Source organism: Flavobacterium gelatinilyticum, assembly GCF_027111295.1.
Classification (GTDB): domain Bacteria; phylum Bacteroidota; class Bacteroidia; order Flavobacteriales; family Flavobacteriaceae; genus Flavobacterium; species Flavobacterium gelatinilyticum.
In genome coordinates this window covers 4,346,775-4,368,604 of record NZ_CP114287.1, presented here as the reverse complement: position 1 = coordinate 4,368,604, position 21,830 = coordinate 4,346,775, and the positions used below count along the sequence as shown (strand labels likewise).

The window sequence follows — 21,830 nt, the reverse complement described above, 5'->3', positions numbered from 1 at the left end:
AAAAAAACTTGATATTTTAAAATCAAAACATAAAAATGATAAGTAATAAATTAAAAAATACAATTGCCTTTATTGTATTGATGGTGCTTATTTTCTTTAACACATCAAAAATTCAGGCACAATCTACCGGTCAATTATATCTAACCGGTCCAACAACTGTTCACTATGGCGATATAGTATCGTACTCTTTAAAAGATGCTATGGACAATAATGCTCCATCAAGCACTATGTATAACAATTTTAACTGGATGGCTGTAAATAACGGAACAGTTCTTACGTATATAAATGAAAACTACCAGCCTGATGCCGAAATTTACTGGGACGGTTCTCCTAATCAGGAAAAAGTATATGTCACGTATAAAAGACAAGGAGAATCCGATCAATATTATGCAGAATTAAATGTAACAGTTCTTTCAAGCCCGTCAACGCCCGATGCTCCAACTGTATTAAGTTCAGGCTGCAATCAGGTCGTATTACAACGAAGTAATCCTCCCGGAAATGTTCGTACCGGCGGTCAGGATATTACCTGGTATTGGCAAAGCACCCCAACTGGCACAAGTACTGCAAACTCTGCTTCTACTATAACTATTACTTCGGGAACAGAATATTTTTTAAGAGCAAGACGAAATAACGGCAGCCTTACGTGGAGTGACAGTTCAAGCAGTGTGCAATATTTTATTGGTGTACGAGCTCCAATTGTGAGCAGTATTACACAGCCAAACGTAACAACTCCTACAGGAAGTGTTACCTTAAGCGGACTCCCTTCCACAGGTAACTGGGTTATTAATCCGGGTAATATTACAGGAACAGGAGATACAAAAACTATAACAGGACTAAGCCCCGCAACTACTTATAATTTCACTGTAACTAATTCTACCGGATGTACTTCTGCAGCTTCTGCAAATATTGTCATCAATGCACAGTCTTCGAGTTTAACAGCTCCTCTTTTGAGTTCTGTTACACAACCTAACTGTATTAACAGTAAAGGAGAATTTACAATTACAAATTACAACTCTTCATACACCTATACTGCTTCACCATCTACGGGAGTAACTATTTTAGGCGCCAAAGTAATGGCACCGCAGGGAAGCTATACCTTCAAAGCAGTATCAGGAACAGTCACTTCTCCTCCATCGGCGGCAGTAATAATAAATGCACAGCCTGCCACACCTGCTCCGCCTATTGTAGGAACTATAACACATCCTACACTTACTACTGCTACAGGAAGTGTTTTATTGTCAGGTTTACCAAATAATGGCTGGAAAATTAATCCAGGAAATATCTCCGGATCCGGTACAAGCGCAACTATTACAGGGTTAAAAGCAGGGTTAGTTCACAACCTTACGGTTACCACCTCAGCAGGTTGTACTTCAGCCCCTTCAGCCAATATAGTAATCAATTTACAACCGTTTGTATGTTCAGGAATCAGCAACGAAAACTATGTTCATACGATTATACCTCTAATCAAAACAACTGATATAGCAACCCTTGCCAATAATCAAAAACAGGAATCTATTACCTATTATGATGGACTAGGAAGACCAAAGCAGCAAATAGCCATACGAAGCGGCGGAGGTACTTATAAGGATATCATTACTCATATCGATTATGATGACTTTGGACGACAAACTAAAGAATATCTCCCTTATACAGATGGAAACGACTGTGGTGCTTTTCGAACAGCAGATATTGATCTGGCAGCGAAAACTTATTATAAAACAAAATATCCTGCAGATATAAATGCTGCTGCACCAAACCCATATTCCGAAAAAGATTTTGAACCTTCCCCTCTTAACAGGGTCTTAAAACAGGCAGCTCCCGGTAACAGCTGGAAACTTGGAGAAGGTCATGAAATAAAACTAAAATATCAAACCAATACTGATGCTGACGCTGTAAAACTTTTTACAGTGGAATTCTTATTAGAAAACAATATCTATGTACCTGTATTAAAAAGTTCCGGATTGTACACCAAAAATGTACTATACAAAAACAGCACTTATGATGAAAATACTGCCGCCAATCCTGTTGAGTCGGACGGTTCAACAATAGAATTCAAAAATAAAGAAGGACAGATTATTCTAAAAAGAACATACGGTACAGTAGAAAAAGGAACCACTAACGAAAGACATGACACTTATTACGTATATGATGATTTTGGGAATCTTAGTTTTGTTATTCCGCCTAAAGCTGTAGATCTTTTAGGTTCTGCTAATATCATCAATGCAAATTTAACATCAACTGCCGTAATTGAGCCTGCCCCTTCTTCTCCATTACATTTAAAAGCATCCAATTCTATTACGCTTACTACTGGTTTTCATGCAAAAGCAGGCAGTACTTTTTCGGCCATAATCGATAATGGGAACAAAACAGTTTTAGACAATTTATGTTACCAATATGTATATGACAAAAGAAACAGACTTATCGAAAAAAAATTACCCGGAAAAGGATGGGAATATATTGTATACGACAAGCAAGACAGACCAATTTTAACACAGGATGCCAATTTAAGAGAAAACAAAAAATGGCTGTTTACTAAATACGATGTTTTTAACAGAACTGTTTATACAGGGGAATATACAAATACTGTAAAAACAACACGTCCGGATGTACAGCTTTTGGCAGATGCAAATACTGTCAGTTTTGAAACAAAACAAAGCGCTAACACTATCAACGGAACAACTGTATATTACAGCAACACTACTTTCCCAAACAATAATGACGCAAATATTAGCTTGTTTACAATAAACTATTATGACGATTATAGCTTTGACAGTATCCCGGTTGATATTTCCTCAATAGGTGCAATAACAAATACAAAAGGGCTTTCTACAGGAAGTAAAGTACGTATTTTAACAACCAATAACTGGATTACCAACTGGAATTATTACGATGACAAAAGCAGAGTTATTTACAGTTACAGCAAAAATGATTATCTGATTACTACAGATATAGTACAAAGCCAATTTGACTTTGTGGGCAAAATAATGCAGACTATCTCCAAACATACCCGAAGCAATGTTACCACTACTATAACAGATACATTTACGTATGATCAGACAGGCAGACTGACTAAACAAACGCAAGCCATTAATGGCGCCGCTACAGCCGAAGTCATAGCTGTTAACACTTATGACGAACTAGGACAACTGGTAAGCAAAGCTGTGGGAGGAAAAGAATCTCAAAACAGACTACAGACTATTGACTATAAATATAATATAAGAGGCTGGCTTAAAAACATTAACGATGTAAATGCAATGGGTACTGATTTATTTGCTTTTCAAATTAATTACAATGATGCAGCAGATAATTTAAAACGTTTGTATAACGGAAACATCAGTCAGACTTCCTGGAAAACGGCCAATTCCGATACCAGTTTAAAAAGCTATACGTACACTTATGATAAATTAAACCGCTTGCTAAAAGCCGACGATAATTTAAACAAATTCAATGAAAGTATAAATTATGATAAAAACGGCAATATAACCAATTTGGTAAGAATGGGAGAATTAGTGGGCGGAACCATCGTTCCTGTTGTTACTAACCCATCACATTTTGGTACAATGGATAATCTGGTTTATACCTATGATAAAGGAAACCAACTTCAAATTGTATCCGATACCGGTAATAAAACCTATGGTTTCAAAGATGATTATACAGGCACAGGAGCAGACACAACTATAGATTATACTTATGATGTAAACGGCAATATGAAAACCGACACAAACAAAGGTATTACCGCCATAAGTTACAACCATCTTAATCTGCCAACTATTGTGACTATAGCAGGGCAAAATATAAATTACGTTTATGACGCAACTGGAGTAAAACAAAGAAAAATTGCTAACACTATTACCACAGATTACGCTGGAGGATTTATCTACGAAGGAGGATTATTGAAATTTTTCTCACAGCCGGAAGGCTATATCTCTTATAATTCCGGAGCTTTTGATTATATTTACCAATACAAAGATCACCTTGGCAATGTACGTTTAAGTTATGATAAAAATCTGGCTATTCAGGAAGAAAACAATTATTATCCTTTTGGATTAAAGCATAAGGGGTACAACTATGTCAATAATATAACACTTGGTAACAGTATCGCGCAAAGGTATAAATACAATGGAAAAGAATTACAAGACGAGTTACAGCTTAATGTTTACGACTATGGAGCAAGAAATTATGACCCTGCACTTAGTAGATGGATGAACATAGACCCGTTAGCGGAGAAAAATCCTAGCCAAACTCCGTTCTTATACTGTAATGCAAATCCAGTAATTTTTATGGATCCTGATGGTAAAGATGGGATTATAGTTATAAAAGGAGGACAGATAACAATATCTTCAAAAGTATATCTATATGGTGAAGGTGCTACAAAATCTGTGGTTTCTCAAATGCAAAAAGATATAAATGCAAAATGGGGAGGAACATTTAGCTCAAAATCTTTGGATGGAAAACAGTATTTTAAAGTGAATGTAAAGGTAAAAGTGGGACTATATGAAGGAAAAGAAAAAAATGATCCTTTCATAATACCAGAGAATTGGGATCCAGATAATAGAGATAATTTCATCGAAGTAAACGATGACGTAGAAAGATCCTATGTAAGAGATGGTGATGAAGGTAAATGGAAAAGCACTGGAAGAAGTGGAAAAACTTTAGCTCAAGATGATTCAGCTCCTCATGAAGTAGGACATTTATTAGGCTTAATAGATAGATATACAGATGAAAGAGGACCAAATTCTGGATGGGGAAGCAATATAATGGCAAAAGGACCAAAAGGGAAAGTACAGCAAAGGAATATAGACGGAATTCTACTAGACGCTATGAAAGCATATGATGAGTGGTCAAAAGATAAAAATAATAAAGATAAAGAATTTAGATATGAAATCAATGGTAGACCTAATAAATAAAGTAATTAGAAATTGTTTTATCAAAATACTAATTGTTAATTTTTCATTAATATCTCTCTATTATTATTATCAACCTTTATGCGAACCTTGTTTAGATCAACATAATTGTCCTCCTTGTTTATCTACAGAACAATATTTTATAATTTATTCAGGTATAATATTTGATTTAGCATTAGGAATATATTGTCTTAAAAAAAAGGATAGTGTATCAGAGTAGGTGTTTTTATAGTTTAACCACTTAACTGACTGAAAAATAAGTTTAACCTTTAATTATTGAATAGAAAAAGAGACAGCCGGCAGGTCGTCTCTTTCGTTTTTTGTATTTTAATAAGCCTTAAATTGCTTTTGCCATACCTTAGTGTTTCAAATTAGGTCATGAAAATAAAATGTAATTTTTGCAATGGCAAATACCTCCTGCTGGCACGAGCACAATGTCATTAAGTTAAGGGATAAATGATGATTTGATTGAAGATTTCTGCTTAACAACTTATAATTTCAGATGTTTGAGGACAGGAAACAGCATCTTTTTTATTATCAATGTTAAAATTCGAAATCAAAAACTGTTAATCTACAATCAAAAATCTCTTAACTTAATAACATTGCACTCGCGCCAGCATAAAGAGACTTAATGTAATCTATATAAAAAAACATGAAACATAAATTTAATTTTTATACCGAATACAATCAATTTTATCTTGAGGACGCTGTAATAAAAGCTGAAATTGATCCAAGTGAGTTCTGGAATGAGGAAGCTTTTTTTTCTCATTTGGCTCTAGATAAAGGAGTTGTTGGTATTGGTACGCAATGCTATGGAAATGTAAAAGGAGAAATTGAAATATTAGATAAGCCGAACGCTAATATAAATTATGAGTTATATGATCATATTGTTGAGGGGTGTATTTATATAGCATCAGGTGATGTGCAAATATTAAACTGCCCAGACAATCATGTAGAGCTATCTTTAAAACTTGAGCCAGGCAACTATAGAGTTCGAGTTTATGGATCAAATTTTAATAGTGTACTGGAAACAGATTTAGCAAATGATGTTGACAATGATTATTATAGAATTGAAATTTGGAAATCTACTGAAATCGGAACAAAAATTTTGAAAAAATATAATGATGTTTCTTATTAAGATTTTGATCTTATTTGGCGTTGATATGCTAATATTGAATACAAAGTTAAAGGTTCATTTTGGCACCCTTAACTATTTTAAATGCCTCTAGCTGGCGCGAGCGTCTCGCTCGTGAACGCATTCAAAATAAAAAAGCCATTCCATACTATGAAATATATTATTTTTATTTGTTGCTTATTTTTATATTCATGTGGAATATTAGGCGACTGCGATGTCGCAGCCAAAGACATGAAAGAAGATGAATGTTTGTTAATTGTAAAAAAAATGCCAGGCATTCATGACGGAAGATTTGGTTATAAAGGCATTAATCCAATCACCAAAAAAGAGTGTGATTGTAAATCGCCTACTAGTGATTTATGGTGGGCAAGTTATAAATCCTATATAGAAATAGGCGATACTATCATTAAGAAGAAAAACGAACTTATTTTTAGCGTACATAAAAAAGATACTGTTCTCAAATTTAATTTTGAGTGTGAAGGAAAGGTTTATAATTGACGATAAGCACGAGCGAGACGCTCGCGCCAGCAGAAGGCGTACCATCCACTAGAGAAAAAACAAAACAATCTCGTATGAAAAAAATCTTTATTCTACTTTTCTTTCCTCTTTGTGTTGTTTATGCTCAAAAAAAGGATAGAATTTTTAGAAGTGTCATAGAGGCTCATGATGCTTTAGGGTATTCGTATAACGTAATGATTTTGGAATTATCAGATGACAAATCTTATTATCTATTTGAACAAAAATTTACTTCAAAAAGAAATGCGCGAAAAAATATTCCTTTTAAGGTAATAACAACTAATGGCTCATGGAAAACTAATAATGATACGTTGAAACTTATAGAAAAAGATAATGCAAGAGAAAAGTTTTTTATTATGAAAAAGAAGCAGTTAGTTTTCTTATTTGAAAAGCAGTTAGAGACAAGCCGTTGGATTGAAATTAAATAGTTTCGTTAAATCATTAGATAACAAAATGCAAAAAAAAGAGACCTTATAAAAGTCTCTTTTCCCATCAATATATCTTTTTATAAAAGCCTATTTATCTTTTACTAATTTTTCTAAATATTCAACTTTATCTTTTTCTGCCTGAACTAAACGTTCGTAGAGTTTAATCTGTTCTTCGTGAGATTGGATTAATTTGTCCAAAGGATTAAAGGTACAGTAATGATTCCCTATAGTTCCCTGGCTGTTATCATAAAAATTATTAAAATAACTAAATACCGCTTCTTCAGAAAAATTCTTAAGCGCTTCAACTGTTACGCCTAAAGCTTTGGCTACTTCAACCAGTTTTTCTTCATCGACATTTTCACTGTTTTCCATTGCAGAAATCGCTTGTTGGTTTGTTCCAAGCGCCTGTGCCAGTGCTTCCTGCTTCATATCTCTCATTTCACGGATACGGCTGATTTTTCGCCCTATGTGACTTGGTTTTGTTATTGTGCTCATAGCTCAAAGATAATAATTAAGAATATAAAATTTACAGAATATGTAGGTTACATATTCTATTCTGTACGATACGGAAAACGAATCAGCAAAATATGTATTTGTTTGATTTCAAAAACAAAAGTACAATTTTTCAGACAGGAATATTTTAATCTAACTCAAAATATCTTCTTCAATTAAACCTAAAATTTTTCCGTACGCGATTGCGGCTTTATGAACCTGAACGGTCCAGTCTTCGGCGGCATTATCATCGGCACCGTCTGAAACATATTTCAGGCATAAAAACGGAATATTCTCTTTCATTGCAATCATGGCTAATGAATAGGCTTCCATATCTACTACATTATAAGCGTCGGAACAATGTCCCATTTCGAAGTTATCGCCTGTTCCGCAAATGCCTTCCTGCAAACCGTCCATCAGCAGACCATATTCGAGAACCGGAGGCAGACCGGATAATGGGGTTTCGTATAGCGCAAAACCCAATCCGCGAACGTCCATGTCTCTTTGTACAAATTTGGTACAGCAGATTACTTCGCCTTTTTGGAAACAGCTGCTTCCGGCAGATCCGAGGTTGATAATTACAGAAGGTCTTTTTTGCTGAATTGCTTTTGATAATTCATACGCTGCATTGACTTTTCCTATTCCGGTAATTAAAGTATTTTGTCCGCGAAAAACTTCGGCAGCTTCAGATTCCAATGCAAAAGAAAACAGAATATCCGCTTTTGCAAAAGATTCTTTTGGGTTAATTTTTATCATGGGTTATTATAATTTCTGTCTGCAAAAATACGTTTAAAAAATTATGCTGCTCATTTCTACCCCCGAAACGTTAGAATGAAGTTTGAGCGCAATTCTTTAGAACAAATTCAGCTATTTAACTCATTATCAGAATAAAAAACTACAAATTAAAAGATTGTTTAGTAATTTTAATAAAAAATTAAGTTTTTTTTCTTTAACAAATTCAGTAACTTGTTATTACAAAAACAAGTTCGAAGCCAATAGAAATCTTATTATACGCAGGTTTTGTTTTTCTTTCTGCCCAATATGTTTTAACTATAAAAATGCTCTTGTTTTCTTAATTAAAAATAAAAATATGCGAGTATCAGTCACCAGAAAAAACATAAAATTTACCCCCGATTCCAGAAGAGTTGTTGCCCGTTACTTTATGAACGGCAACGAAAGAACCCAGCAGATGGTACTTCGTATCATGTTACTGGACGAAAAACAAGTAATAGAAACGTTAGAACAAACGCTTAGGGAATTTGCCCGAAGACACCGTAATATTTCAGCCATATTTTTTAGACACTGCGAAAGAATCCGTGATCTTATCGAGGCCATGCAGATTGATTATGAAGCCATGTCGCTGAACCGGAAAATGCTGATTGGTTCGTATTGTACAATGGAATATGCGATAGAATCGGCTGCGATTTTTAACCCTTCGATAGTCGAGGATTTTGACCAGTCTGGATTAGAAGCCGGTGAAAAACGTGTTATTATTTCTTTCCGTGCTACGGGAGAAGGTCATATTTCTTCGATTGTTTTTAGAAGAGGAATCCTCGATAAAAACAACAATCTGCAGATTATGAAAATAGGCCATCATATCGACAAGGCCGAAATTGAGCACAAAACCTTATTCAACAAAGAACGATTTTTATCAAAATTGTTCGAAATGCATACTCATGATAAATACATCGCACAGATTATGCAGGATCTGCCTGAAGAATTTGAATTTGCTGTATTAAAAAATATGCTGGAAACGGCTTTAAACGATCCGTTGATTCGTCAGGAACGAAGAACAGCGCTTGAAGAAATGCTCTGGCTGGCGAATTCGTTTTATGATTTGCAGTTCAAACACGATTCTGATATTACAGAACGTGTTATTTTCCCTATCTCCGATTCTGAAAGCCGCGGTATAGAAGATGCCCGTTTTGTTCGTTTTGTTGATGATGATAATTCGGTTCGCGTTATGGCGACTTATACCGCTTATAACGGACATGCGATTTTACCGAAATTAATTTCTACCGAAGATTTTTACACATTCAGAGTAATGCCTCTGCACGGTACAGGAGCACAGAATAAAAACCTGGCTTTGTTTCCGCGAAAGATAAAAGGCAAATATGCCATGCTCGCCCGTATTGATGGTGTAAACAATTATATTATGTATTCTGAAAGGCCAACACAATGGAATAATCCAATCCTGCTGCAGGAACCTCGTTATACGTGGGAACTGACTCAGATAGGAAACTGCGGTTCTCCTCTTTGGACCGAAGAAGGCTGGCTTGTAATTACGCACGGTGTTGGTACAATGCGTCGTTATTGCATAGGAGCTTCGTTGTTTGATCTTGATGATCCGTCTAAAGAAATCGGCCGATTAAAAGAACCGCTGCTCTCGCCTCTTGAAGACGAACGCGAAGGTTATGTACCCAATGTGGTCTACTCCTGCGGCGCTATTATTCACAATAACAGTCTTATATTACCTTATGCTGTTTCTGATTATTCGTCAACTTACGGCGTAGTCGATCTGGCAGAATTGCTGGATGCTTTAAAGAAAAGTAAATAGAATTTAATCTGTTGAATATAATTAACCCGTTGGGTGTAATTCAAAAATTATATATTTTGACGCGGATTAGGCGAATTCGTTATCACGAAGACGCGGATTTTCACGGATTTTTTTTATTTAATGTATAAATCAGTTATATCCGCGTTTTTGCGAAGCAAATCTGTTTTATCCGTGTTATAATTTTTAAATCTTACATAGAAAACAATTGCATTCAACGGGTTATAATTATATTTTTAACACATAGAGACATAGTTCTTTAAACTTAAAAAAGGCGTTTCACTGGTCTGAATTAACATAGCCGGGTTTTGCTGTTTTTTATGTCTGAAATCTATGCTTCTATGTGCTTAAAATGTTCATTTTATAATTGCATAGATTTTACTTTAGATTTGGAATTTTCTCTGTTAGATTTTTCCAATATCGTTTTGGCATATGCTGCAAATGAAGTTTGGTGTTTTTTCTGGATTCTATGTTTACACTGCTGAAATAACGGCGCCAGAGATTCTGAAAAAATTCTTCTTCTTCATCGTTGATTTCGGCTAAAGCAGAAGATGTATTGGCATTAAACTGTATTTGTACCGTTGAAATATTTTCAAGATCATAATACACCCCATATTTGCGTTTTGCATCATAAATAAGCCAGCGCTGGTCAGCATATCTGTTTTTAAAATGATTTTGAATCAAAGACAATACATCGCAGTCGGGTTCGATAATGGCATAATACAATTCGTCTTTTGTTAATTTAAACCGAACAAAAGCTTTCATTCGGTGACTTTCTTTTCCTGTAGAATGCGCCGCTTTTCTAACTGCTGCAACTTCGGGATTGCTTAAATCTCCTTCTATATTTTCAGAACTTTCAAAGACATATTTTACAAATCGGAACAAAATTTCTTCGATCTGTTCTGATCCTGACAGAAAAGCATAATATATTTTTTCAAGACCATCTGCAGAAAGGCGTTGTCTGAGTCCGGTTAAAACACGTTTCGCCTTTGCAATATCGGTCATTACCAAATGCGTTTTTGCAAACAGCCGTGTACTCGAAAATTCATCGGTTATGAAGACAACATCTGTCAGTTTGTATTCATAAATTTCGAATACTGCCGTAAGCCATCCTTCGTACGTGCTATCGTAAATTAATTGCGTCATGAGATTAAAATAAAGCGAGCTGGTTCGAAAAATTATTTTTGTATTTGCTGTTTTGGGAATTTAAAATATGATCTTTAATTTGTACCGAAGTCAAATCTTTTTGAAGATAAAACGGCGAAGCAAAAGCCATAAAATATTTGGAACGATTGTAAGCAATTCCCAGTTTTTTCAAATCTTCGGGCTGGAGTTTTTTAAACTTTCTGGCAGAGACAATTTTCTTAGCACTCAAAAATCCAATTCCCGGAATACGCTGAATCAGTTCCAGATCTGCTGTATTGATATCTACCGGAAACTGGTTGAGGTTTCGTAAAGCCCATCCTAATTTTGGGTCGATATCCAGATCTAGATTTGGCTGGTCAAAACCTACTATTTCATTGACATTGAATCCGTAATAGCGAATTAACCAGTCGGCCTGATACAATCGATTTTCCCGAATCATTGGAACGGGAGTTCCAATTGCCGGAAGTCTGTTATCATAACTTATTGGCACGTAACCGGAATAATACACCCGTTTCATATTCATCTGGTCATAAAAATAATTGGCCATGCCCAAAATTTCGAGATCATTTTCCTGACTTGCTCCAATTACCATTTGTGTACTCTGCCCGGCGGGAGCAAAAAGAGGCGTTTTGTAATTTGATTTCTTTTCTTCTTTATAACCCACGATTTCATTTTTCAGATATTCCATCGGTTTCATCACATCTTTATGATTTTTATCGGGCGCCAGTAATTTAAGACTTTGCTCTGTTGGCATTTCGACATTTACGCTTAAACGGTCGGCATAGAGTCCGGCTTCTTTTAAAAGTTCGTCGCTCGAGCCGGGAATCGCTTTAAGATGTATGTAGCCGTTAAAGTTTTCTTCTAATCGCAGTTTCTTTGCAATGCGCACTAAACGTTCCATCGTGTAATCGGCATTATCAAAAATACCCGAACTTAAAAACAGGCCTTCTATATAATTTCTTCTATAAAAACCAATCGTAAGATCTACGACTTCCTGAACCGTAAAAGCGGCGCGTTTTATATCGTTGCTTTTTCGGCTTACGCAATACGCACAGTCAAAAATACAATGATTGGTAAGCAGGATTTTCAGGAGCGAAACACAGCGTCCATCTTCGGTAAAGGCGTGGCAGATTCCATAACCCGAAGAATCGCCAAGTCCTTTATTTTTGTTTTCTCGTTTGCTTTGTGCCGATGAACATGAGACATCATATTTGGCTGCATCGGCTAAAATCGACAGCTTTTCCATTACTCTTTCATGCACCATTTTTGTCTTGTTTATTTGTTTCTAAAATGAAAATTCAGCAGCTCAAAACTAGTTATTAAGTACAAAAAAACCGTGACAGAAGCTGTTCCAAATTGTATCAATTTTTCATCGGAAACCCTTGATTTTAAAGCATTTTCTTATTAATCTAAATTACGCTCAACCAGTAAAAACAGGTATAAATACCTAGTGGAGAAATTTCGATTGTTTATACATTGCAGCACAGTAAAAAAAATTTATTACCCCCTTACTAATTAATTTTTAACTCTGAATAAAAGGAGACTTTACTGGGTATTAGCAAACAATTTAAAAAAACAGCTAAACAATGAAATTTGTAAAAGGACAAGATGTATTCTACACGACCATTAGTGGAAGATCTTACAAGGCGACAGTGATTGAGAGAAAAATGGATTTCAAAAAAGGGCTTATAATAAAATCTGCGGGTAAGACGCATGATTTTCATTATCTGATTGAAATACAAAAAAATGGTATGAAAGAAAAAATTCTGTGTGCAGGATATGATCTTAAAATACCCGAAGTTAAAATAGAAGAAGCCAAAAAGGCTGCTTAATACAAACGTGCTATAAATTCCGTAACCTTTTGGACGATAAATTCGGCTGTTTCTTTATGCGGTGTATGACCTGCGTTGGGAACAATCAGTTTTTCGGCTCTTCCGCTTACTGAATTTATAGTATTTTCAACCTGATTCAAAGTTCCGTATTCATCGTTTTTACCCTGAATAAAAAGCAGGGGCGAATGAATTTCGGGAAGAAGGTATTCTATATTCCAGTTTCTGAAATCGTTTCGGAACCAGGTCTGCGTCCATGCTTTAAAAATAGTTTCGGTTTTATCGCCGTGATATTTCTGAAGTTTCTGTGGCAGATTTGTAGTTTCATACGCCTTAACGGCATCGCGAATTCCGTTTAAAGTAATTTCTTCAACAAAAATATGGCCGGCTTCGCAAATTACCATTTTAATTCTTCTAGGATATTTACTTCCGGCAATCAGCGCGATTGAACCACCATCGCTATGACCAAATAAAATGGCGTTTTCGATTTCTAGTTCTTCCAGCAAATCATTTAAAACTGAAGCTTCTGTTTCTAAATAATCTGTTGATCTGACAAAACTTTTCATAGAATCTGATTTTCCATATCCCAAACGATCATAAACTAAAAGATTGCATTGCGAAGTTTCTGCAATTCTTTTAGGAAAATCCCGCCATAATTCGGCACAGCCCAGCGAGTCGTGTAAAAAGACGATCGTAGGTCTGTTTTCGAAATTATTCTGATATTCGACGTAAAGATTATTTCCGTATATATTTATTAACATACAGCCGTTTCGTTTTGCATTACTTTTTCTTTTCTGGCTTTCGAAATATTAAGATATACAATTGACCCAAGCATAATCGCAATTCCAATAATCTGCAGAAGCGTTACCTGTTCGCCTAAAATAATATGGGCGCAAAAAACCGCTGCAGGCAATTCTAAAGTCAATAAAACAGAGCTTAAGGCGGGACCAATTTTAGGCATTCCGACACTAAAACAAATAGGCGGAATCACGGTTCCAAAAACAGCCAGAAAGGTTCCCCACTGCAACAAACCAAAATCCAGATGGGTGCTGGATACAATGGCTTCGCAGTTGATTAAAAAAATAATCATGGCTGAACCGCTGGTCATTAAAGCGCTTTTTTCAAACATTGGGATTTCTTTTCCTATTTTGCTTGTAAAAACAATATAAAGAGTATAAAGTAATGCCGATACTAAACTCAGCATAATTCCTGTAATAGAAATATTGGCATTGGTTACATCCGAAAGATTTCCTGCCAGAATGGTTCCGAAGATTATAAAAACGGCGGTAATACTATCAACAAATGTTGGACGTTTTTTAAAGAAAAGCCATTCTGCCAAAATACTCAGCCACGTAATCTGCATTAATAAAACTATTGCCAAAGAGGCCGGAATATAGGCTACCGCCAGATAATACGTAAAGGCAGAAGATCCCATTGTGGTTCCGGCTAAAAGCAGTTTCCAGTTTAACTGCATCTTTTTTCCGTTCTTTATTTTTCTAGAAACTACGATTGCCCATAAAATCAATGTTCCCGTTAAGGCTTGTGTCAGTGTAATTTCTGCGGGAGTATAGCCTTCTCCGTAAGCGATTTTGGCAAATGAAGATAACATTCCGAAACTCAATGCGCCTAAGGCTGTTATGATAATATATTTGTTCATTTTATTTTTTATTGAAATAAGTCGTTTGGTGTAATTAATTTTAACGCAGAGTTTTTTACTGTGTCAGCTTTGATGCCTCCCGCCGGCAGACGGGATTATTTTTGTTGAAGCAAATGAAATTCCCTTCATCATCTAGGTATTTAAATTCTTTTTTTTTGTTGGTACCGAACGTATCAAAATTGTTTTGTACATCCAAATGTATTAATCACAGAACAATGAGCATAATTTAAAGTTTAAATATGTATTTAATCCTGATATAAAAACATTTACACGTATTTTATTCAAAATTGAATTATTTTTTTATACTTTAACTGGAAAAAATCCAATGCAGGAATTAACCAAACAAGAAATAGAACTTCTTCGAATTCTTCAAAAAAATGCCAGATTCGACATTACAGATCTAACCGAAAAACTGAATATGTCGAGAACTTCGGTGTATGACCGAATTAAAAAACTGGAAAACGAAGGCTACATCAAAGATTATGTTGCACTGATCGACCCGAAGAAGGTAGGTCTAAATTTTACTGTTATTATAAATGTTTCTCTAAACAGCCAGCGTTTAGAACTGGTCGAAGAATTTTCGAGACAGGTTGCCGCGCTCGACGAAGTGGTGGAAGGTTATGTAACGGGAGGAATTTTTGATTATGTTTTAAAAGTAGTTGTAAAAGATCCCGAAGCTTTTAATGTTTTTATACGTAAACTTTCGGACATTCCGAATATCAGTAAGGTTCAAAGTTCTTTTGTAATGAGTTATATTAAGCAGTCTACAAATCTTCATTTTTAGATTTTTACTACTTAAAAAAAAGATGAAAATCCTTAAAAAAGAACTACATTTAGATCTCCTTAAAATTTGAAATCATGATCAAAGTAAATTACAAGATTCAATTTGTCTTATTTGTTGTTTGTTTGTTCTTTATTGGACTTGGCATTTTCGAAACTTTAAACGAAGGTTTAAAAACAGGAGCAGAACTTTTTTGGCAGTTTTCTCATTTTGTCCCTTTTATAATGGGAGCTGTTATCTTCGGTGCCAATTTATATTCAGACAGAATTAAAAAATTCAGATCTTAAATATCAGAAATAACATCTTTAAAAGGCATTTTATTAACAAATGCCTTTTCTATTGGGTTTCTGCAGCCAAATATTTGTCAAAAACACGTTAAAATCCCTTTAGAATAGTGGTTATTCCACATAAAAAAATACTTTTGTCTTAAACCACATTTCTGTTTCGGCAGAAAGCTTCCAAAAGACATGTGTATGGATAATGAAAAATTTATTTTCTGCCTTGAAGGCGTTGAGGATGTAGATAACATTACGACTACTGATGTGGTTAAAAATTTGGAAGAAATTGCTTTTGATCAAGGAATTGCCAGTATTTATAAAACCTGTGATACGATTGAAGGCCTGGAAGAGAGCCTAAACACGCTTCTTTACGATGATCATAATTTTAAGGATTACGAGATTATTTATCTGGTAATGCCGGGACAGGAAAATAACATCTGTCTTCATGATTATTACTACAGCATTGAAGAAGTAGCTGAACTTTTTGAGGGAAAAATGAAGGGAAAGATTATTCATTTTGCCAATAAAAAAAGACTGGACCTCAATGACGACGAAGCCCAATATTTTCTCGACATAACCGGTGCGCGTGCCATCTCAGGCTATGGTGCCTCTTATAATAAAATTGCCAGCTGCAGTACGATCGACAAAGCGTTTTTTAGTTTGTATCAGGAAAATGATGATCTTACCGAAGTGGTCGAAGAGTTGTACCAAAAGCACTATGCGCTTTGTAAATTACTTGATTTTAGATTGTATTATTAGGTATGAAAACAAAGACGATAGAAAAAATCAAAACGTACGAAGCAAAGGGATTTCGGGAGAAATTTCTTGGCGAGGATAATCCGATGCATTTGCTTTTTAAATCCAATTCGGATCATTTTTTTTGTTTAAAGACAGAAGAAATGACACGCCTGCAATATCCGGTTCCGCCTTCTAAACATAGCTGCCATACTTTAATTTTTGTTTCTTCGGGTGCGCACGTAATGAAATGCGGTTACGAAGAATACCAGACTACGGCAAACGAAATTGTCATGGTTCCGGCCGGACAGGTTTTTTCTATAGAAAATATTCAAAGTGTTCATACGGGTTTTATCTGCCAGTTTCATCCTGATATTTTAATTGGGAAGTATGGCAATCGAGAAATGCTGAATGATTTTGATTTTTTAAAAATATCAGGGAATCCAAAAGTTACTTTAGATTTGGGTGATGTGCAGTCTGTTGTCAGGATTTTACAAAGGCTGGAAAAAGAATATTCTGAAACCTCAACCGCAAACCTGAATATTGTACAATCGTATCTGATTGCTTTGTTTTACGAAATGAATAAAAATTCGGTTAAAACTTCTAAAAGTATTTCGGCTTCAGAAGTGATTACGAATAAATTTAAAGAGCTCATTCATCAGCACATTAAGACACAGCATCAGGTTAATTATTATGCCTCGCTTCTTAATGTAACACCGAATCATTTAAATAAATGTGTAAAAAATGTTACCGGAAAATCTGCCGTGAAGTGGATTGATGAGAACATTTTGTTAGAAGCCAAATATTTACTGTTTCAAACCACGCTTTCTGTAAGTGAAATTGCCATTCAGGTTGGTCATGAGGATCAGTCGTACTTTAGTCGTTTTTTTAAAAAACATACCGGAATAAGTCCTATTCAGTACAGAAAATTGATTGATAAATCCTAATTATTGAATACTGAATCCTAATAAATACGAGTACATTTTTCAGAAATTTGCCTCTTCAAAAAATGCAAATTATGATTTATGTATTTAAAACTTCCGTTGACAATTCGTCAAAATTAGAGTTGGCTTCTGCCCTTCTTCATGAATTATTACCTGAATCTTTATGGAATTTTGACCTCGAAGACTGCGATAATATTTTAAGAGTAGACAGTGAACTCGATGTTACACAATTACTGCTTAACAACACTATTTTTGAGTGTGTCGAACTAGAATAAACAAAATTATTTATCGTCCTTTTATCCTCATATGGAAACCAAATTATACCAAAACCGAACTTTCGACACTGTTGATTATTCAGAACAGAGTCTTGCCAATACCGAATTTGTAAACTGTGAATTCATAAACTGCAATTTCTCAAAAAGCGACTTAAGTCATAATGATTTTTTAGATTCTACTTTTAAAAACTGCAATCTTTCGCTGGCAGCGCTAAAAAATACCGGATTAAAAAACATCAATTTCATAGGCTGTAAATTAATGGGGCTGGATTTTAGTACCTGCAACAGCTTTTTGTTTTCGATGAATTTTCAGGACTGCCTTTTGGATTATTCGACTTTCATTTACAAAAAATTAAAGAAAACCAACTTCATTGATTGTTCGTTAAAAGAAGTCGATTTCTCAAATACTGATTTGTCTCTGGCGATTTTTAAAAATTGCGATCTCTCGGCTTCTACTTTCGCAGAATGTATTTTAGAAAAAACAGATTTCAGATCCTCCCGAAACTACGCTTTTGATCCATCGGAAAATAAAATTAAAAAGACTAAGGTTTCTCATACAGCACTTGCCGGTTTACTGGAAAAATTTGATCTTGATATCGAATAGGGTTTAGTGGTCAGTATGAAAACGGTCAAGTGTTCCGTTTTTAATTTTTGATCTGGAAAAGTCCAACTAAAAACTAAGACTGAACAATAAAAAAAGGGATGCAAAATAAACCTGCATCCCTTTTTGAACCAAACATGAAATAATATTTTTAGTTGATCCAGCGCGGATCTCCAATTTTATTGTCTTTTAAAGTTCCGTTACCCAATGTAAAGTCACCATTGGCAGGATCTGCAAACTGAGGATTTGCTACTGTTCCTCCTCCATCGATTTTATTATTTACAATTGAGGCATCTTTAAAACCTGCTGCTTCGTAATAGTAATTTTTACTAAATACCGGATCTTCTGTAGCTGGCTGATTTGTATGAACAGCTGTTGTTCCCACTATCAATGTGTTCATTACAGTTGAGGCGTTATCTAAAAATCTTACGTATAAAATTCTTTTTGGAGCTGCAGTATTCGAAACATTATACAATGTACAGCTCTCGATTAAAGTCGTAGTTCTTAAACCGGTACCAGACTGGCCTGATGCAGCATCTGCTCTAACAAAATCACGTCCTGTAGAACAAGAATTAAACGTACTGTTTTTTAGTACTATGTTAGCTGCATACGTATTTCTAAAATCGATAAAATCAGCACCACCATTTGTATTTACCTCTGTAACAATACTATTATCAACGGTAAACGATGTTACTTTTGCATTTGTTACGTTAGCAGACATTAAAGCACGTGTGTAATTATGAATCGTACATTTAGTGATTAAAATATTTCCAAAATTAGAAGCTGTACCTGAAATAGTTACCGTTGCTGCATTGCTTAATCCTGTTCCGTTTAAATCTAAGTCTACCAGCGAAAGATCGGTAAGACCTGCATTAACAGTGAATTTTACATTCAGTTGCGGTTTGTTTTCCGGTCTTACACCTCTAATTATAAGTGTTTTATTTAAAATCACCTCACCCGTTGTCTGATAAACACCCGGCATAAGCAATAATCTGGATCCGGCAGCTGCCTGAGTTATTTTAGCATTCAAATCATCTCCCGGGTTTACTACTATACCTTTTGTAAGATCAACACTGCTCGTAAAAGTCAGGATTCCTCTGGTTTTAGCTGCGTTCTTTAAAGTAGCTGTATAATCTGTTTCTCCGGTTAAACCAGTAACAGTTGCAACTCCGGCTGCTTTTTCTTCTGCTGTTATAGTATGTGTAATATTACCCGGCGTAACCAAAATCTGAGTCACATTACTCTCTGGTGTCCAACGTAACGTAATAGACTGCGTTTGGATCTCTTCCGGTTTAATCGGGAAGAATATTTGTTCAGATAATGTTGTAGCTGTTGTAACCGACCACTTTGAATCGGCAAGACCAGAGGCACTTACAGCTTTTACCCGAATAGAATACGTCGTTTCTCCTTCTAAATCAACCTGCACAGGCAAATCTGCCGGAGCTACATTTAATGTTCTGTAAATAGTTTTAAACTCTGTATCATCTGCACTAAATTCTACTATGTAATGATCCGGATTTTCATCCTGTTTAGTATTCCAGTTTAATTCGACAGTCGCTCTGTTTCTAATTATCGCTTTAAGGCCAATTGGAGAAAATTCTCTTGTATTTCCTATACCGTCTAACAGCTCTTCGTTATAACTCTCGCAACCTGAAATTCCAATTGCAAGAAGCAAAACAGCTATTAATCCTCTAAATATATATATTGTTTTCATCATAATAACGTATTAATTTCTAAAGATTAATAACCAAAATCATTTTTTAACTGACCATTACTTGCATCAATAAACACCTGCCAAATCGGCCAGAATTGTCTGTTATCAGGATTAACTCCCACTTTGTACAATGAACTTATCTTAGTTTCTGCAGTGGCACCGGTCCATGTCCAGGCAACAGATGAATACGCTGCACCCGGATTTGTTGTTTCTCCTCTGTTTAATCCATAGATGTCCAAACTTACGTTATCGTCTTTATACTTGTAGTACAAAGTAGCCGGCACATCAGCATATGCTCCTGTACGGGCCGCTAAATCTGTCATTTTTTGTTTTGCTTCGTCAAGTTTTGTTTTAAGCATATTCCAGCGGATAAGTGCTTGTTTACGCTCCATTTCTCCGGTAAACTCAAACTTATTTTCTTCAACGATAGCATTAAACATTGCTTCTTTGCTGTTTTTAGTGTTTACATAGTTTTCTACTTTTTCAGCCTGAACTGCTGCAGGAAATGATCTTCTTCTAATTTCTTTTAAATATGGCATTGCTGCTCCCGGACCTTCTAGTTCGTTTGCTGTTTCAGCCGCAATAAGAAGCACTTCAGCATAACGCATGTACATTTTGTTAACTCCGTCATCATTGTCTGAAGTAACTCTTCGTGTCATCCATTCATAACGGTATTTACCAAAATACCAGGTATCTAACGAACCTAATTCCTGTTTAGCAATAGGAAACGGAGTTCCCGGTACAGTAGTACCCCATTTATAAGGCACGCAGGTAACGTCTCTGCGGGAATCAGTCTGGTCATAATCGTAGAAAATAAATGGCAACGGACCTGCTGCCCCTCCACGATTAGCACCATTAGCCTGAAATTGATCTGAGGCTGCTGTGTGTCTTACTGCAAAAGTGAATAACATACGGCCTCGTCCGTCTGCAAAAGGAAGTTCCCAAAGAGATTCTCCTCCCGCAGTTGTAATTTCCTGATTGTATTTTCTCCATAATCCTTCAAAAGTAGATTCCAAATGAGCAGAACCACTTTCGATTACTTCACGGGATTCTTTTAATGCCAATGCATACATTTTGGCAACAGAAAGATCCGGATCATTACTTCTTCTTACTCCGTCAGGATACTGCTGATAACCGCTCGCTGCCAAAGCCAGACGTGCTCTGAATCCTTTTACGAAAGCTCTGTTTACATGTTCTACAGTAGCGGTATAAGCATTTTCGTTAGGCCATGCCACCAGAGTTGATGCCTCTCCTAAATCTGCAATTAATTGTTTGTAGATAACATCTCTGCTTGATTTAGGCAAATATAAAGTTGCGGTAGTAATAGGTTCAAAACGAGCCGGAACATCGCCCCAGGCTTTAAGTAAATCAGCATAGTAAATTGCTCTAAGTGTTAAAGCCTCTCCTAAAAGCTGTCCCATTTCTGTATCCGGCAAAGGATTTCCAAATTCACGTATACCGGCAATACAAGTATTTGCACGTTCAATACCCGCAAACATCATCGCGTAAGCATTGGTTGTAGTATTCATTTCTGTATTACCCGGCTTTGCATCGTAAACACACAAATCTGCTTTATCACCGGCTGTTTGTGAAGTATTATACCATTCAGTATCTGTATTCAGTCCATAATATGGCAGGAATCTTCCTCTATAGGAGTTCGTTTCTGCAAATGGCACTTTAATTCCGTCAACCGCTCCTTTTGCCAGTTCAGCCGAAGCAAAAATCACAGATCTGTCTAATGTTGAAGGTGTATCGGTATCTAAATAGTCGTCTTCAAATTGCTGGCAGGAAGTAAATAAACCCGAAATTATCAATCCTGCTATTAATATTTTATGTTTCAT

General features: G+C 35.6%; 20 protein-coding genes. 12 read left to right on the top strand and 8 right to left on the bottom strand.

Annotated features, from left to right (window positions below; all coding sequences use genetic code 11):
* Positions 1 to 35 precede the first annotated feature (35 nt).
* The 4 genes from OZP11_RS18755 (at position 36) to OZP11_RS18740 (ending at position 6,983) form a co-directional block, all read left to right on the top strand.
* The gene (locus tag OZP11_RS18755; RefSeq protein WP_281232037.1) at positions 36 to 4,907 is read left to right on the top strand and encodes a DUF6443 domain-containing protein; all 4,872 of its coding nucleotides are present in this window, start codon (positions 36 to 38) and stop codon (positions 4,905 to 4,907) included.
* 649 nt (positions 4,908 to 5,556) lie between these two features.
* Positions 5,557 to 6,042: a hypothetical protein gene (locus OZP11_RS18750; protein WP_281232036.1), complete on the top strand. Its 486-nt coding sequence runs from the start codon at positions 5,557 to 5,559 to the stop codon at positions 6,040 to 6,042.
* A gap of 147 nt (positions 6,043 to 6,189) precedes the next feature.
* Complete coding sequence (locus tag OZP11_RS18745) at positions 6,190 to 6,537, top strand: hypothetical protein (RefSeq protein WP_281232035.1); 348 nt, start codon at positions 6,190 to 6,192, stop codon at positions 6,535 to 6,537.
* A gap of 74 nt (positions 6,538 to 6,611) precedes the next feature.
* Entirely contained in the window at positions 6,612 to 6,983 is a 372-nt protein-coding gene (locus tag OZP11_RS18740) for a hypothetical protein (RefSeq protein WP_281232034.1), read from the top strand.
* An 87-nt stretch (positions 6,984 to 7,070) separates the two neighbouring features.
* On the opposite strand, the gene OZP11_RS18735 is transcribed toward OZP11_RS18740, so the two are convergent.
* The gene (locus tag OZP11_RS18735; RefSeq protein WP_281232033.1) at positions 7,071 to 7,478 is read right to left on the bottom strand and encodes a helix-turn-helix domain-containing protein; all 408 of its coding nucleotides are present in this window, start codon (positions 7,476 to 7,478) and stop codon (positions 7,071 to 7,073) included.
* A 150-nt stretch (positions 7,479 to 7,628) separates the two neighbouring features.
* Complete coding sequence (locus tag OZP11_RS18730) at positions 7,629 to 8,231, bottom strand: 5'-methylthioadenosine/S-adenosylhomocysteine nucleosidase family protein (RefSeq protein WP_281232032.1); 603 nt, start codon at positions 8,229 to 8,231, stop codon at positions 7,629 to 7,631.
* 334 nt (positions 8,232 to 8,565) lie between these two features.
* Here OZP11_RS18730 and OZP11_RS18725 point away from each other — a divergent pair, with 334 nt between their 5' ends.
* Entirely contained in the window at positions 8,566 to 10,032 is a 1,467-nt protein-coding gene (locus OZP11_RS18725) for a glycoside hydrolase family 130 protein (protein WP_281232031.1), read from the top strand.
* A 375-nt stretch (positions 10,033 to 10,407) separates the two neighbouring features.
* Here OZP11_RS18725 and OZP11_RS18720 read toward each other — a convergent pair whose 3' ends face one another.
* Positions 10,408 to 11,175 (bottom strand): TIGR03915 family putative DNA repair protein, encoded by a 768-nt coding sequence (locus OZP11_RS18720; RefSeq protein ID WP_281232030.1) that lies wholly within the window; start codon positions 11,173 to 11,175, stop codon positions 10,408 to 10,410.
* 4 nt (positions 11,176 to 11,179) lie between these two features.
* Positions 11,180 to 12,439, bottom strand: coding sequence for a putative DNA modification/repair radical SAM protein (locus OZP11_RS18715; RefSeq protein ID WP_281232029.1), 1,260 nt, complete (start codon positions 12,437 to 12,439; stop codon positions 11,180 to 11,182).
* 322 nt (positions 12,440 to 12,761) lie between these two features.
* Here OZP11_RS18715 and OZP11_RS18710 point away from each other — a divergent pair, with 322 nt between their 5' ends.
* The gene (locus OZP11_RS18710) at positions 12,762 to 13,007 is read left to right on the top strand and encodes a hypothetical protein (protein WP_281232028.1); all 246 of its coding nucleotides are present in this window, start codon (positions 12,762 to 12,764) and stop codon (positions 13,005 to 13,007) included.
* Here OZP11_RS18710 and OZP11_RS18705 read toward each other — a convergent pair.
* Both OZP11_RS18705 and OZP11_RS18700 read right to left on the bottom strand, forming a co-directional pair.
* Positions 13,004 to 13,765: an alpha/beta fold hydrolase gene (locus OZP11_RS18705; protein ID WP_281232027.1), complete on the bottom strand. Its 762-nt coding sequence runs from the start codon at positions 13,763 to 13,765 to the stop codon at positions 13,004 to 13,006. The two genes, OZP11_RS18710 and OZP11_RS18705, sit on opposite strands and share 4 nt — an antisense overlap.
* Entirely contained in the window at positions 13,759 to 14,661 is a 903-nt protein-coding gene (locus tag OZP11_RS18700; RefSeq protein ID WP_281232026.1) for an EamA family transporter, read from the bottom strand. The genes OZP11_RS18705 and OZP11_RS18700 overlap by 7 nt, the downstream gene beginning before the upstream one ends.
* Before the next feature lie 325 nt (positions 14,662 to 14,986).
* On the opposite strand from OZP11_RS18700, the gene OZP11_RS18695 reads away from it, so the two are divergent.
* From OZP11_RS18695 to OZP11_RS18670, 6 genes are all read left to right on the top strand, one after another.
* Entirely contained in the window at positions 14,987 to 15,445 is a 459-nt protein-coding gene (locus OZP11_RS18695; RefSeq protein ID WP_281232025.1) for an Lrp/AsnC family transcriptional regulator, read from the top strand.
* Between the two features lie 74 nt (positions 15,446 to 15,519).
* A complete protein-coding gene (locus OZP11_RS18690; RefSeq protein WP_281232024.1) occupies positions 15,520 to 15,729 on the top strand; it encodes a hypothetical protein in 210 nt (69 codons plus the stop codon).
* A gap of 186 nt (positions 15,730 to 15,915) precedes the next feature.
* The gene (locus tag OZP11_RS18685) at positions 15,916 to 16,479 is read left to right on the top strand and encodes a DUF6642 family protein (protein ID WP_281232023.1); all 564 of its coding nucleotides are present in this window, start codon (positions 15,916 to 15,918) and stop codon (positions 16,477 to 16,479) included.
* 2 nt (positions 16,480 to 16,481) lie between these two features.
* Positions 16,482 to 17,402, top strand: a complete 921-nt coding sequence (locus tag OZP11_RS18680) for a helix-turn-helix domain-containing protein (RefSeq protein ID WP_281232022.1) — start codon at positions 16,482 to 16,484, stop codon at positions 17,400 to 17,402.
* 71 nt (positions 17,403 to 17,473) lie between these two features.
* Entirely contained in the window at positions 17,474 to 17,674 is a 201-nt protein-coding gene (locus OZP11_RS18675; RefSeq protein WP_281232021.1) for a hypothetical protein, read from the top strand.
* 31 nt (positions 17,675 to 17,705) lie between these two features.
* A complete protein-coding gene (locus tag OZP11_RS18670; RefSeq protein WP_281232020.1) occupies positions 17,706 to 18,278 on the top strand; it encodes a pentapeptide repeat-containing protein in 573 nt (190 codons plus the stop codon).
* A 148-nt stretch (positions 18,279 to 18,426) separates the two neighbouring features.
* Here the strand turns inward: OZP11_RS18670 and OZP11_RS18665 are convergent, their stop codons facing one another.
* A complete protein-coding gene (locus OZP11_RS18665; protein WP_281232019.1) occupies positions 18,427 to 19,992 on the bottom strand; it encodes a DUF5123 domain-containing protein in 1,566 nt (521 codons plus the stop codon).
* 23 nt (positions 19,993 to 20,015) lie between these two features.
* Positions 20,016 to 21,830 (bottom strand): RagB/SusD family nutrient uptake outer membrane protein, encoded by a 1,815-nt coding sequence (locus OZP11_RS18660; protein WP_281232018.1) that lies wholly within the window; start codon positions 21,828 to 21,830, stop codon positions 20,016 to 20,018.